13 protein-coding genes are annotated in these 14942 nt (G+C 38.8%); 5 read left to right on the top strand and 8 right to left on the bottom strand.

The annotated features are described in order from the left end of the window. Positions 1-16 precede the first annotated feature (16 nt). Positions 17-2296 carry an FdhF/YdeP family oxidoreductase gene (locus H4J41_RS07815; protein ID WP_182136269.1) on the top strand — a complete coding sequence of 760 codons (2280 nt, stop codon included), beginning with the start codon at positions 17-19 and terminating at the stop codon, positions 2294-2296. Between the two features lie 247 nt (positions 2297-2543). On the opposite strand, the gene H4J41_RS07810 is transcribed toward H4J41_RS07815, so the two are convergent. The 3 genes from H4J41_RS07810 to H4J41_RS07800 form a co-directional block, all read right to left on the bottom strand. After that, complete coding sequence (locus H4J41_RS07810; RefSeq protein ID WP_182136268.1) at positions 2544-3371, bottom strand: SDR family oxidoreductase; 828 nt, start codon at positions 3369-3371, stop codon at positions 2544-2546. 62 nt (positions 3372-3433) lie between these two features. Further along, on the bottom strand, positions 3434-3916 hold the full coding sequence (locus tag H4J41_RS07805; protein WP_182136267.1) for an RDD family protein: 483 nt from the start codon (positions 3914-3916) through the stop codon (positions 3434-3436). A gap of 279 nt (positions 3917-4195) precedes the next feature. Beyond that, a complete protein-coding gene (locus H4J41_RS07800) occupies positions 4196-5020 on the bottom strand; it encodes a hypothetical protein (RefSeq protein WP_182136266.1) in 825 nt (274 codons plus the stop codon). Between the two features lie 402 nt (positions 5021-5422). On the opposite strand from H4J41_RS07800, the gene H4J41_RS07795 reads away from it, so the two are divergent. Beyond that, positions 5423-6436 (top strand): hypothetical protein, encoded by a 1014-nt coding sequence (locus H4J41_RS07795; protein WP_182136265.1) that lies wholly within the window; start codon positions 5423-5425, stop codon positions 6434-6436. A 119-nt stretch (positions 6437-6555) separates the two neighbouring features. Continuing rightward, positions 6556-7218: a peptidylprolyl isomerase gene (locus H4J41_RS07790; protein ID WP_182136264.1), complete on the top strand. Its 663-nt coding sequence runs from the start codon at positions 6556-6558 to the stop codon at positions 7216-7218. Between the two features lie 208 nt (positions 7219-7426). Here the strand turns inward: H4J41_RS07790 and H4J41_RS07785 are convergent, their stop codons facing one another. Both H4J41_RS07785 and H4J41_RS07780 read right to left on the bottom strand, forming a co-directional pair. Beyond that, entirely contained in the window at positions 7427-7684 is a 258-nt protein-coding gene (locus H4J41_RS07785; RefSeq protein WP_182136263.1) for a DUF2999 family protein, read from the bottom strand. 171 nt (positions 7685-7855) lie between these two features. Continuing rightward, complete coding sequence (locus H4J41_RS07780; protein WP_182136262.1) at positions 7856-9055, bottom strand: DEAD/DEAH box helicase; 1200 nt, start codon at positions 9053-9055, stop codon at positions 7856-7858. A gap of 304 nt (positions 9056-9359) precedes the next feature. Between H4J41_RS07780 and H4J41_RS07775 the strand changes: the two genes are divergently transcribed. Continuing rightward, positions 9360-9692, top strand: a complete 333-nt coding sequence (locus tag H4J41_RS07775; protein ID WP_182136261.1) for a GIY-YIG nuclease family protein — start codon at positions 9360-9362, stop codon at positions 9690-9692. 196 nt (positions 9693-9888) lie between these two features. On the opposite strand, the gene H4J41_RS07770 is transcribed toward H4J41_RS07775, so the two are convergent. Further along, positions 9889-10041 (bottom strand): hypothetical protein, encoded by a 153-nt coding sequence (locus H4J41_RS07770; protein ID WP_182136260.1) that lies wholly within the window; start codon positions 10039-10041, stop codon positions 9889-9891. A gap of 193 nt (positions 10042-10234) precedes the next feature. Continuing rightward, complete coding sequence (locus H4J41_RS07765) at positions 10235-11134, bottom strand: hydrogen peroxide-inducible genes activator (protein ID WP_182136259.1); 900 nt, start codon at positions 11132-11134, stop codon at positions 10235-10237. A gap of 298 nt (positions 11135-11432) precedes the next feature. Between H4J41_RS07765 and katG the strand changes: the two genes are divergently transcribed. After that, positions 11433-13655 (top strand): catalase/peroxidase HPI, encoded by a 2223-nt coding sequence (gene katG / locus H4J41_RS07760; RefSeq protein WP_182136258.1) that lies wholly within the window; start codon positions 11433-11435, stop codon positions 13653-13655. A gap of 100 nt (positions 13656-13755) precedes the next feature. On the opposite strand, the gene H4J41_RS07755 is transcribed toward katG, so the two are convergent. Further along, positions 13756-14577 carry a zinc-dependent peptidase gene (locus H4J41_RS07755; protein WP_182136257.1) on the bottom strand — a complete coding sequence of 274 codons (822 nt, stop codon included), beginning with the start codon at positions 14575-14577 and terminating at the stop codon, positions 13756-13758. Between the last annotated feature and the right edge of the window lie 365 nt (positions 14578-14942).

Raw genomic sequence — 14942 nt, 5'->3', positions numbered from 1 at the left:
TTAAGAGGTAATTTACATGTCAAAACCTACAAAAACATCGCCTGCATACTCACCACCGGCTGGTGGCTGGGGAGCACTTAAAAGCTCGGCTAAACATTTGATCCAAAGTGAAAACGCCGCCAAAAACGTAAAGGCCTTATTACGGGCTAATCAACCCGGTGGCTTTGACTGTCCAGGCTGTGCGTGGGGAGATTCTGACACCGCAGGTAAAGTAGATTTTTGTGAAAATGGTGTAAAAGCTATTGCATGGGAGGCGACCAGTAAAAGAGTGAGTCCTGAGTTTTTTAAACAACATTCAATCACCGAGCTACAACAATGGGATGATCATTCCCTAGAAAAAAGTGGTCGCTTAACTCAACCGATGTTTTTTGATGGTAAAAGTGATCACTACCAAGCTATAAGTTGGGATGATGCCTTTAAAGTTATCGCTGACCAATTACAGCAGTTGCCCTCACCAGATGAGGCACTGTTATATACATCGGGCCGAGCCAGCAATGAAGCGGCTTATATGTATCAGTTATTTGGTCGAGTATTAGGGACTAATAACTTTCCTGACTGTTCCAATATGTGTCATGAAGCTTCTGGCATCGCCATGACTAGCAGCATAGGCACTAGCAAAGGCACAGTAACAATGGCAGATTTTGATCAAGCTGATGCTATCTTCGTTTTTGGCCAAAACCCCGGTACTAATCACCCACGCATGCTAGGCACTTTAAGAAAAGCAAGTAAGCGAGGCGCGACCATTGTTAGCATTAATAACTTGCAAGAACGTGGCTTACAGCAATTTTTAGATCCACAAAGCCCAAAAGAAATGATCCTTTTCACCGGCACTAATATTAGTCAATATTACTTCACGCCGCGATTAAGTGGCGATATGGCCATTTTACGTGGTGTTGCTAAATCATTACTCGAACGCTTTAAACAAGACGAAACCGTACTAGATAGCGATTTTATTGCTGAACATTGTCATAATTTTGCCACATATCAACGCAGTGTTGAAGCAACGTCATGGGAAAAAATAGTCAGCCAATCTGGACTGAGTCGACAAGACATTGAGCAAATTACTGATATTTATGCCAGTAAGAAAAAGGTTATTTTTACTTGGGCCATGGGCATCACCCAACATAAACACTCGGTAAAAACCATTCAAGAGCTTATTAATGTGCTCTTGCTTAGAGGCAATATAGGTAAGCCCGGCGCTGGCGCTTGCCCTGTGCGCGGTCATTCTAATGTACAAGGCAATCGCACGGTTGGCATTAACGAGCAGCCACCAATGGAATTTCTTGACGCTTTAGATAAGCATTATGCTTTTAAAACCCCACGCGAACATGGGCTAAATACGGTTGATTCGTTACATACTATGCTGGCGGGTAAAGCAAAAGTGTTTATTGCTTTAGGCGGTAACTTTGCCGCCGCAACACCAGATACCACAAGAACTTATCAGGCATTAAGACAATGTGATTTAACGGTTCAAATTAGCACTAAGCTCAATCGCAGCCATGTTATTACCGGTAAACAGGCGTTAATTCTTCCCTGTTTAGGCCGCACTGAAATTGACCGCCAAAAAAGTGGCGAACAATGTATTACCGTAGAAGACTCCATGAGCATGGTACATAGCTCAACGGGGCAAAATGAACCTGCCTCCGAACATTTACGTTCAGAAACCGCCATCGTAGCTTCAATGGCAATGGCTGCAGTGGGCGATAGCGTCGTTGACTGGACAAGTTTAATGAACGACTACGGCTTAATTAGAGCAGACATTAGTAAAGTTTTACCAGGCTTTCATGATTATAATCAGCGTATTAAAGTAGGTAGAGGCTTTCATTTAGAGAATGAAGCCGCGCAGCGCCAATGGAAAACAAGTGCAGAAAAAGCCACTTTTTCCGATACCCAACTACCTGAAAAATTAGCTCATGAAGTTGCCGAAGCCTTTACTGACAAACCTATTTTAACCTTACAAACACTGCGTTCACACGACCAGTACAATACCTCCATTTATGGTATGGACGATCGTTATCGCGGCATATATGGTGAACGCCGGGTGATTTTCGTTAATGCAGACGATATGGTGAAACAGCAATTAAAAAATGGTGACAAAGTAAAAATAACCACAGTATCAAATGACAATATAGTACGTACAGTCACTGACTTTAAAGTCGTTCAATATATTATTCCAGCCGGCTGTGTGGCGGCATATTATCCAGAAACTAATCCACTAGTGCCGTTAGAAAGCACCGCGGATCATTGTGGCACACCTACTTCTAAATCAATCGCCGTTTCTATTGAGAAAATTTAGCGTTTAAAATGTCTTTGCGAGCGTGTGCTAATAGCCACACCTCGCCTATTTTTTCTTTAGCTTCAAATAATAAAGGCATATCCACATATCTACCTATTCAAGCGCTAATTCAACTCAGGATATAACTGAGCTATCTTTGAATAGTAGCCCTGTTTTTTATGGCTATTATTCAGGATATAAAAATTAAAACTTTAAAATCTAAATCTAAATCTAAATCTAAAATATAAATCTAGCACAAGCTAACCAATCACCCTTTTGCGAGTAAATAATCTAACCAACGTGCTGGCAATAGGCGCTTTAACAAAGCAAAAATTTTCGTTGGCATTGTGATTCTATAACGCAATTTAGGTCGTTTACTTTCTAAGGCATGAATCAAAGCCTGAGTAACATCTAATGGCTCTAAGGTGAAAGGCGCATTTGATTTTTCACTACTTAAGCGCGCAATTTGCTGTTGATATTGCACTTTGTGATCGCTGGCCTCGATATCGATATGGGCTTGAATAGCCGCCAACGCATTGGCTCTAAACTCTGTATTAATAGGTCCTGGCTCTAGTAAAATCACCGCAATATTAGCACTTTTTAATTCTAATCTTAAGGTGTCTGTTAAGCCTTCAATAGCATACTTTGAGGCATTGTAAGCCCCCCGATAAGCCATAGAAACAAAACCTAATACTGAACTACATTGAATAATACGCCCATGGCCTTGGCGCTTCATCACTGGAATTATTTGCTTGGTAAGTTCATGCCAGCCAAAAACATTGGTTTCAAATTGTGCTCTTAATGCTGCGGTAGGCAGGTCTTCCAATGCGCCTGGCTGACCATAGGCGCCGTTATTAAATAAATAATCCAAGCGTCCACCGGTTATTTCAAGTACTTGGGCAAGGGTTTGGCTAATACTTTCAGGCTCGGTGAGATCTAACTGATAAGCGCTTAGGCCTTTTGCTTGCAGTTCGGTAACGTCTTGCGCTTTTCGCGCGGTAGCAAATACCTGATAACCGCGCGCTGAAAGTGTTAGCGCTGCGTGTAAGCCAATGCCGCTTGAGCAACCCGTAATTAAAATAGACTTAGTTGACATAAAAGAACCTAATATATGAAGTGAGATAGCAGCAGCTTACTTGATTACGCTAGCCTTTAAAATTACTGATGACAACGAATAACAATCGTACCCGCAATTTTGTCATGCCAACCCTGTTTCTTGTCATCCCAAGCAATCCAGAAAAAGCCCAAACCTAATGGGATCAAGGAAACGTAGTAAGCAAAATATCGGATGACAGACTGTTTAACTGTCGGTTTATCACCCGTTTTTTCATCGACAATTTTTGCTTGTAGCAAAATTTTACCCGGCGTAGCTGACTTATAAATCCAGAATAAAATAGTCGCAATAATTGGAAAGGCATAAGTAATCATAACATCCGAAAAACCTTGAACCGACTTAGCTGAATCGAAATACTGACCACCATAAATTAGAAACAAAAAAGGGTAAGTGAACATGATGAGTATGATTGAGTCAATAACGCTTGCGCCAAACCTTAGCCAAAAACCGACATACTGAAGCCTTGGGTCAGTGTCTGTTATTTCGCTGTCGGTTATTTCGCTCTCGCTCACTTTATGCTTGATCATTTTATTTCCCATAGTATTTAAAGTCTCATACCTGTGTGCAATTAGCACCGTTTGCATTTTAAGTGGCGTTAGCTCGTCAAGTTGTCGCTAAATGCCGTTCTAGCTATGATAGTTATACTTTGACGCCTCTTCTGACACTATCTAACTGTCTAGCTATGCAGCTGAATACTTGGTGTTTTTTTATTCACTGACTAAGTATTATGGCTTGCCAATATACTTGTAAAAAAGGCGAAAGTGACACTTTCGCCTTTAAGCTACAAACCATGATATAAAAGTGATTTATTCGATAAATTCTGCAGCAATATCTTCAAACGCGATAGTAGACCAATAATTTAACGCTTGGCCTATACCTTCATACATGACAGTTAACTCTTTTTGACCTAAGGGTTGTTGATAAAATTGCGTATATTGTGCGATTTCTTGCTCGGTTAATGACTGATAAATAAAATAAGAAACCATGATCATTTGCTGCTCTAACCCTGGCCTCATCATAGCTTCCATTTGTGTTAGTTGTGTTTGAATTTGCATTTCATTAATACCTTGGCCTGGGTTTGCGACCATCAAACCTTCAATAGTACCTTTGGCCACTGCCGTAACAATGTTTAGCGAATGCTCGACTAAGTTGGTCGTTTCAACAAAATTTCTCACTACGTTAATGCGTTCTGTCGTTGTCTGCGTTGTTTGCAATATCGCCATATAATTCATCAAATCTTGGTTAAAACTTGGCGTCGAAGCTTTTGCTTCAGCCATTTTGATTCTTCGTGCTAAGTCGCTATTAAGCCAAGTCAGTAACTTTTGCATTTCGCCTGCAGAAAAGTTGTCTTTTATATGCTCAAAAACCACTTGTTTAACATCCTCTAATCGCCAAGCATTTAATAACAAATTCATGACCTTTTGCGCTTGTTCAGGATCTTTAGCGGTCATTTGCATTTGTTGGTTCATCGCACTCATTTGCGCAGGAATACCATTAAGCGCAACATTAATGCCCGAAAGCGCCATATATTGGGTAACGTCAGCGTCACTGCTGGCTTTAGCCGAACTAAACGGGCTAAATATTGTGCTCAGTAAAAATAAAACAGTATAAAATGAAGTGAATTTTTTCATCATCAATCCTTTAGCTAAATAGTAAAATTAATAGTATGACTTAATAGTATTACTTAATAGTTAGTCGCTGGTTTTTAGCGCTATAAGTCATACTACAGGGTAATATAAATTTACAAAAATAATTTATTTTTATCACGATGATGTTCGCACAGGCTATAGTGTAACTTGGTTTTATTACTGGAAATTAATCCTATAAATGCCAAGCTACAGGCGATAAATATAACGCCATGATCCAAGCAAATAAGCAGGCTTATTTTAATTTTCATAGCTAGATCATAACTCGCATTAACTAAAATTAGCTGTTGGACAATAACCAGAAATATCAGCTCAAAATGCGCTAGTAAATTACACTAGCAATGAGATAGCCATTAAATAGCTCGAGCTCAGAGGATAATTAATAACATGGGGAATCAAATCACAGCTAAGCCTTGCCACTTATTTTTAAACCTTGCTTTTGCAGCCATAGTTCTTAGTGGCTGTTTTATTAATAACGCTAGCGCTATGGTTTTAACGCCGCCAGCAGCTATAAAGCCAAACACTCATAACAGGGTAACATTACCTAAGATAAAATTTGCCAACAATATTCCAGAGCATAAAAAACCGCTACTTACCGATTGGGTTATTCATGCCAACCAGGCTTTGAGGTTAGTTTATGGTGCATTACCGGTTGAGAATTTTCTGACGGTTATTGAAGCCAGCAACCAAGGTACTAGTGCCGTGCCTTGGGGAGAAGTAAATCGCTCGTCACCACCCACCGTTACTCTAGTGGTTAACCTCAATACTAGTCTCGACGCTTTAAAAGCTGATTGGACCATTTATCACGAATTTAGTCATTTACTGATCCCTTATGATGCCGCTGACGCTAGATGGTTTTCTGAAGGATTAGCCAGTTATTATCAAAATATTACCCAAGCCAGAATGGGCATGTTTGATGAACAAACTCTGTGGCAAAAACTTTATGAAGGCTTTGAACGCGGTAATAAACAGCAAAACTATGCGCACCAAAAATTAGCTTATGTCAGTGATCACATCAGTCAAAACCATAACTATATGCGCATTTACTGGAGTGGTGCGCTTTATTGGCTTAAAGCTGATATTGCCTTAAGAGCATTATCAAAAAACGCGGCTAAACCTTATTCATTAGATTTAGCCTTAAAAGCACTCCAAGCTTGCTGCTTTAACCAATACCTAAGCGCGACAGACATAACACAAAAACTAGATGAATTAAGCCAAAGTGAAATTTTCAGCCGGTTATTAACTGATTTTTCAGACAGTTACGCTATTCCTGATTATTTAACACTATTAAGTTCATTAGGCGTCGAAGTCATTAATGGTGATATCAAATTAAATAACCGTGCTAAATTAAGTTTGCAACGAAAAGCTATTTTTACTGGCATGGCGTTATTGCCTAAATAAGTGATTAAAATCATAAAATTACAATTGCTCAACCGTGAATAATTAACTAATCTATCGTCTGATATTACAAATTGCCTGATATAAACTCATATTAGCCAATATATAAAGGAAGCAGTTACATGCTAAAAATTCATTTTTCATTGCTAAAAACAAGCTTAATCTCATTATTATTAATAGCATTGTCTGGTTGTTTTAACTCAGATCCCGCCGTAAAATCGGTTAATGCTTATCTTGAAAAGCAAGAAATAGATAAAACTCAAGGTGATTGGAAAACCACACTAGAAAAACCTGAAATGGTAAGGTTTGACCCAGAAGCACAATATTTTTGGGAGTTAGACACTACTGAAGGAAAATTGGTGGTTAAGTTATTCCCAGAGACCACACCAATGCATGCAACAAGTACAATTTACTTAACAAAACTTGGCTTTTACGATGATTTGGTTTTTCATCGTGTGATCAATAACTTTATGGCGCAAGGTGGCGACCCATTAGGTAATGGTAGCGGCAACCCAGGTTATAAATATGCGGGGGAATTTAGCGGCACATTAAGTCACGATAAGCCGGGGTTACTGAGCATGGCAAACTCTGGACCAAATACTGATGGCAGTCAGTTTTTTATTACCTTTGCCGCCACACCTTGGTTAGATGGTAAACATACCATTTTTGGTGAGGTGGTTGAGGGCTTAGAGACAACACTGCCTGCCATTGAAAGCTTAGGTAGTCGCTCTGGTCGAACAGAAAAAACAGTGAAAATTATTAAAGCAACAATTCGGGTCGAATAAATTGTTTATACAAACCAGGCGTAACTGATAGCGAAAATTTATAGGGATAATTTATAGGGAAATAGCACAAAGCTTACTGATCATTTATCGCTATAATTTGCCACTATTACTTAACGCGATAACTTAACGCTACAGTTTACAAAAGGCTGAAATCATTATCAGTCTTTTGTTAGCAAGATTAATCATATGACTAATCTTGCTGCTATAACTAGTTTTCTTTAGTTAAAGTCGCTTTGGCTGCTTCAACTTTCGAAAAATCTAACCCTAGCTCATTTACCGCTTCTTCAATCAGTCCAGGATTTTGCATTAGCATCATCATCAAGGCTTGTAACTTTTCTTGTGGAATACCCAATTGTTGTACTGTCGCCATGGCCATTATTGGGTTTTCTGTTAGCGCTTGAAATACCGCTTTAATTTGCTCGTCGCTTACATCATGTTCTTTTAAAATTGCAATAATTGGGTTCATTAAGTTTCCTATTTTCTGACTTGTTTATGATTACTTATTTATGGTTTTTTTCACTAAGTTCAACTGCGAGCAGTGGCGTTATTATATCATCGCTGCATTTAATGTAAAAAGTCATTATTGGCCATTGAAATTAGTGCTAACTTTTGATTAAACGCTTTACTTAACTCTGATTCAGCTGCGCTTATTTTTTGGAACGTAATTTAAAATAGACACGGGCACTACTTTTTTAACGGGAAATTCATCAAACTCTCTGCGTTCAATAACATGTCCTAAGTCACTTTCAATGGCGCAAAGGTTTCTAAAGTTATCTTTAGCAACAAAAGATACCGCTTCGCCATTTTTACCCGCACGACCTGTACGGCCAATACGGTGAGTATAATCGTCTACTTTATCAGGTAAGTCGTAATTAACCACTCGAGCCAATTCGCCAATATCGATACCGCGCGCGGCAATAGCGGTGGCAACTAAAAACTCTATTTTACCGGCTTTAAAGTCATTGAGAATTTGTTCTCGTATGGCTTGAGTTCGACCACTGTGAATAGACTCAGCTTTAATACCACGCTTTTCTAATTGGCTAACCAGTTTTGCTGCGCCGTGCTTGGTTTCAATAAAAATTAGTGCTTGCTGCCATTGCTGCTGTTTAATTAAATAGCTTAATAAGGCTGACTTATTGGTTTTATCTACCGTGACCAGCCATTGAGATATTTTAGGTTTTGAGGCACTATTTTTAGCGATCGAAATTTCACTGGCATGATAAAGTGTTCTTTTTGCTAGTGCTCTAACATCGTCAGAAATAGTGGCTGAGAATAATAAATTTTGACGTTGTTCTGGCAAACGCTCAATAATTTTATTAATGTCATCAATAAAACCCATATCCAACATTCTATCGGCTTCATCAAGCACAAAAGCTTCAAGTTGATCAAAATACACCGCCCGCTGATGCGCCATATCAAGTAATCGGCCGGGGGTAGCTACCAAAATATCAATGCCCCAAATCAAACGTTGTTTCTGCGGCTCTATTTCTGTGCCACCATACATCGCCATAGAGCTTATATTTAAATATTTACCATATTGAGCAATATTGGCTTCAACCTGCACGGCTAGCTCACGCGTTGGCGTTACTATTAACACCCGAATGCGTTTGCCACGAAGATTACGCGCTTCATCTTTATCAGCAGCACTGAGTTTTTCTAGTAAAGGTAAAACAAAACTAGCGGTTTTACCGGTACCTGTTTGCGCTGCGGCAATAACATCTTTACCCGATAAAATAACCGGTATGGCCTGCTTTTGAATATCAGTGGGTTGACGATAATTTAAATCAGCTATCGCATTGACTATCGGGTTTGACAACCCAAGTTGGGAAAATGGCATTAAAAATCTCTTTAGCTTTATAGCTAGCATGAAGGCTAACAACAAGCCCACTCAAAATTGGCCGCGATTATAACATTCACTTTCATTTAATGTCATTTTTTACGCGCTAAGCTATATAGCCATTTTACTTAAAAATGCAATTTCAGCACTAAATTTGCACAAGCAAATGGCGATGAATATTGTTTGTAGGAAAATTATGGCTATAATTACTTATTTATTGCCAGATACTGTGGCTTGTAACTGTGGTTTGTAATAGGCTTTATTAAAACAGTGATATGGATTGTTAACTTAGGTTATTGATGTAATGGAAATTACCGAACAACACACGAGCAGCGATGCAGTTGCTTACGGCAATGTTTATGTGATGACACATTCATTTTTTAGTGATGTCGTCAGAATTGGCTGTACTCCTACAGATCCCATTGAGTACGCCATAACATTATCGGCAAAAACCCTCGGCGACTATACGGTGGTCTTTTCACTACAATGTAAAAACCCATGTAAAGTCAAAAAACAGATTCGACAATACTTAAATGCAAAGGCCTACGTTAACGACTTTTATCAAGTACCTGCTGACGTTGCAGCCGGTATTTTAAAACGTGTAGCCTTAAGAATCCCAGTGTTTAGTACTGATTAAACCCTCAACATACCGCAATAATTAACCCTAATTCCATCCTCACGAAGAGCGTTTAAAACCCCTTACCCGCTAAGCTAACACTATTAACACTATTAACACTATTAACATTAGCTTAGCTTAGCTTAATTTAGCTGAGCATTGAATCCAGATCATTAATGCTCTAGAGAATAGCCACTATAAATACAGATCTGCATTTTTATTGCTCAGTGTTCATCGCTTGGCATTGCTGATCACCATAATAATTATTAGTGTAGTTACATTCAATTTGCTGCTGCTGATTTAGCTCAACGTTATCCTGATGAGCTGAATTCAATAAAGCTTGAATATTTTTAATTATATTTTTCATCATTTATTTCCTTTTAATTAGTTAGTTACCCGCTCTACTTCAAGATGCAAATGTAAGCTGGAAGTAAAGCGTTATGTTTCCATTATTACCGGCTTATACAATCCAGTAAATTTGATAAAATCAATAAAGTAATTCTAAAAAACAGATAAACAGCGAAGCTAACTGGCTTGGGTAGCACTTGAAGATTAAAGCCTCATTAGCACTTTGCAGTTAACTCTTGATTAAATATATCCCTTAACATGGTTAGCTCGTTAGTTCTGACATAGTTAGGACGAATAATCAGTGCAATGGTGCGATGTGGGCCAGGTTCATTTAAATGTATGGCTCTAATTTCTGACTCGTTGTAAATCAACTGATCTAGCGCCATTTGTGGTACTAAAGTTGTGCCTAACTTACCCGCTACCATTTGAATTAAGGTATGCAAACTCGCTGAATCAAAGTCAGACTGTTGTTTGTCACCTTTCATACTGCAAGCCGCTAATGCGTGATCTTTTAAACAGTGACCATCTTTTAATAGCATAAGTTTGTCAATTTCTAATTCTGCACTGGTAATTTCTTTTAGCTGACTCGGGCATTCATCTTTATGGCTGACCCAATAAAAGTCTTCTTGCCAAAAATCAAAGCTCATTAAACCATCTATAGGAAATGGCAGCGCTAGCACAGCAGCGTCAATATCACCTCGCCTGACCATATCGACCAATACTTGTGATTGCTCTTCAATTATTTTCAATTTAAAGTTCGGATATTGTCGCCTAACCTCTGGCAATACTTTGGGCAGCAGGTAAGGTCCAATCGTTGGAATAACACCTAGGGTCATCGGTTGTATTAATGGCTGGTTATTCGATTGGGAAATTTGTAAAAGTTCATCGACTTCTAGCTTAACCGTTCTGGCTTTATTTAAAATGAGTTGGCCATAACTGGTAATTAACACTTGCTTATTGTTTCGCTCAAAAATGGTGGTACCTAATTGTTTTTCAAGTTCAATAATGGCGGTACTTAACGCTGATTGTGAAACATTGCAAGCATCTGCTGCCTTTTTAAAATGTAAGGTTTTTTCAACGGCAAGTGCATAATGTAATTGTTTTAATGAGATCATAGTTTTCCATGCTAGTTGCCTGTCAGAGCGCTAGGGTAAAGTTAATAGTTATTATTGAACATAAAGCCTAGTTTAATCAGTTTTTTATCACCTTGTTAAACTTAATTTTTATCTTAACGAACAATAATAACAATAAATAATTAAAAATCAATAAGTTAAAGTAGTTAAACATCACATTCAAAAAACAGAACACTATCTTCCAATCAATCAATTATCAAAAGCAACTATTCAGTTCTATACTCAAAAACATTGATTTACACAAAAAAATCAACAGTCAGAAAATACAGAGGAACTAAAAATGCTTAAAAAAACATTATCATTAGCTGCTGCTATTTCAGTGGCACTTACAACAATAACCTTATCCACTTCAGCCCTAAGTGCTGAAGCGGCTAAAACCAACCAATTTTGGTGGCCTGAGCAGCTAAATTTAAGCCCACTACGTCAGCACGGTGCTGAATCGAATCCTTATGGCGAGGAATTTAATTATGCTAAAGAATTTGCCACTGTAGATATAAACAAATTAAAACAAGATATTGAAACAACATTAACTGACTCAAAAACTTGGTGGCCTGCAGATTGGGGGCATTATGGTCCATTGATGATCAGAATGGCATGGCACAGCGCCGGCGTTTATCGTGTACATGATGGTCGAGGCGGAGCTTCAGGTGGACAACAACGTTTTGACCCCTTAAATAGTTGGCCTGATAATGTCAACTTAGATAAAGCTCGACGCTTATTATGGCCAGTAAAACAAAAATATGGCCGTAAAGTTTCATGGGCTGATTTAATGGTGCTTTCTGGCAATGTGGCATTAGAATCAATGGGCTTTAAAACCTTTGGTTTTGCCGGTGGCAGAAGTGACGATTGGGAGCCTGATTTAGTTTACTGGGGTCCAGAAACCATCATGCTTGATGACAAGCGACGCGACAGTAAAGGTAAATTAAAAGGCCCACTTGCCGCAGTAGAAATGGGCTTGATTTATGTTAATCCTGTTGGGCCACATGGCAACCCAGACCCGCTATTAGCAGCCAACGATATTAGAATGTCGTTTGGTCGTATGGCGATGAATGATGAAGAAATAGTCGCGCTAAGTGCTGGTGGTCATACCCTAGGTAAAGCTCACGGCGCGAAAAAACCTGATAAGTGTGTTGGTGCAGAACCTGCAGCCGCTGCTATCGAAGAGCAAGGTTTAGGCTGGAAAAATAAATGTGGTACAGGTGTTGGCGCTGATGCAACAGGCAGCGGTTTAGAAGGTGCTTGGACAGTTACACCAACAAAATGGTCTTCTAACTACTTAGATAACTTAATGAATTTTACTTGGGTAAAAACTACCAGCCCAGCGGGTGCCATTCAGTGGACCCCTAGCGATCCAGCCGCCGCTAATTTAGTGCCTGATGCACACATTGCTAATAAACGTAATGCACCCATTATGTTCACCACTGATTTAGCACTGAAAAAAGATCCAGAATTTCTTAAAATTGTTGAGCGCTTTAGAGCTAATCCAAAAGATTTCGATAAAGCATTTGCCAGAGCTTGGTTTAAACTAACCCATCGTGATATGGGACCACGTGCTAGATATGTTGGCTCAGAAATACCGAGTGAAATATTATCATGGCAAGACCCGATCCCTGCAGTTGAACATCCTTTAGTGTCAGCCGCTGAGATCAGCGAATTAAAACAACAACTACTTGATTCGGGCCTAACCACCTCAACATTAGTAAGAACAGCATGGGCGTCAGCGGCCAGTCATCGTGTTACTGATATGCGTGGCGGTGCTAACGGAGCACGAATTCAACTTGAGCCACAGAAGAATTGGCCAGTAAACAACCCGGCTGAATTAAGTAAAGTGTTAGCTAAACTTAAATCAATTCAAAGTGACTTTAATCAGCGTTCGCCAAGCAGCAAAGTCTCGTTGGCTGACTTAATTGTTTTAGGTGGTGCAGCGGCGATTGAACAAGCAGCAAAAGCAGCAGGACATACTATTGTAGTGCCTTTTAATGCCGGTCGTGCTGATACTACTCAAGCCCAAACTGATGTGAAGTCATTTAATTATTTAAAACCCAATGCTGACGGATTCCGTAATTATTACGATGAAGAAAGTTATATGTCGCCAACCGCCATGCTGGTCGACAAAGCAAATTTACTGAGCTTAAATGTACCCGAAATGACCGTATTAGTCGGTGGTATGCGCGTACTTAATGCCAATTTTGATGGCTCAGATTTAGGTGTACTAACCAAAACACCTGGCTTATTAACGAATGACTTCTTTGTCAATTTACTTGATATGTCAACCACATGGCGCAAAGACAACAATCAAGCTGGGGTATATCAAGGTTATGATCGCCTATCAGATGAACTAAAATGGCAAGCAACGCCTGTTGATTTAATCTTTGGCTCTAGCTCTGAATTACGCGCTATTGCAGAAGTTTATGCGTCTGACGATGCTGAGAATAAGTTTGTTACTGACTTTGTCAATGCTTGGGTTAAGGTCATGCAGCTTGATCGCTTCGACCTAAAGTAGGTTTAAAATAAACTTAACATCAGACTAATGTAAACTAGTCAGAATATTCTAGCGAGTATTACCCAAGGGTAATGCTCGCTTTTTTCTTTAACCTTCCGTATTACCAGTACAGCGGATCAACTTTATAATACTGAGTGAGTTGTCGATAAAGTTTAGGGTGTTGTTGGCTAAATTGCTTAGACTGCTCAAAAAAAACTTCACTGGCAACTGCGAAAAATTCTGCAGGATTGGTTGCACCATAATAATCAAACAGTGATGGTGCACCTGTATTTGCTTGTTTTTTTAAAATTTCAAACTGTAATGAAAAAATTTCTGACCAACTCTGATAACTTTGTCCTGCCGCTAATATAGGGGCACCATTGGCTCTGCCATTTTCTTGATCAAGTTGGTGAGCAAACTCATGGATGACAACATTATGGCCATCATCAGGGATTTTTGCGCCTACTAAGGTATCTTGCCACGACAATACCACTTTACCAAAATCCCAAGACTCGCCAGCCAAGACCATTTTTTGGGTAAACTGTACACCGTCACCATTTCGCGTTTGCTGCTGTTTCACAAAAGCACTTGGGTAGACTAATATCGACTTTAACTTAGGATAATAATTAGTTTTTCGATTGAGTAATAACAAGCATGCTTGTGCTGCTATAGTAATTTTTATTTCATCGGTAATCACTACCCCGTTACAACCGACAAATTCTTTTTCTGCCAAAAACACCTGAATATGTTGTTTTAATTGCAACTGCAAATCTGCTGGCATTTGTCTAAAGTACGGCATTCTTTGCTGAATTATTTTTCGCCATTGTTTCTTAAAGGGTTTAGCTTTTATCAATCGACGTTTATATGCCAACCAATAAGGCTTGCCAGCCAAATAAGCCATCAATAATAAAGCAATGAACACAGGTAAAAAGTAAGAGTACATAATAAATCATACGAAATAAGCTTTATTATTAAGTGCGGACAAGTTATACAAATATCAAATTATTTTTTTCATAATAAAAATAAATTAATTAATTAATTTAAAGAAAATTTGAACTTACCTGTAAACAACCACTCTTACCCTATGAGAGACTTACTTCCCTGAGTGTTTTATGTTTTTATAATGCGTTTACTTTTTTAGGTAAACGCTTTTTTTTGTCTGAAATTTAGTAAAAACTAATGACTATGACTATCAACCTATGACGACCTCCTGCGACTAATGGGTGTACTTCACATTACACATTATTAATCATAAGTTTATATTAATTTTTTCGTTTCAATATATGATTAATCTCTCTACCAAAAAAA

Source organism: Colwellia sp. MB3u-45 (assembly GCF_014077005.1).
In the GTDB taxonomy this organism is placed as follows: Bacteria; Pseudomonadota; Gammaproteobacteria; order Enterobacterales; family Alteromonadaceae; genus Cognaticolwellia.
The sequence above is the reverse complement of the archived record's forward strand: the minus strand, read 5'-3'. Positions and strand labels throughout refer to the sequence as shown.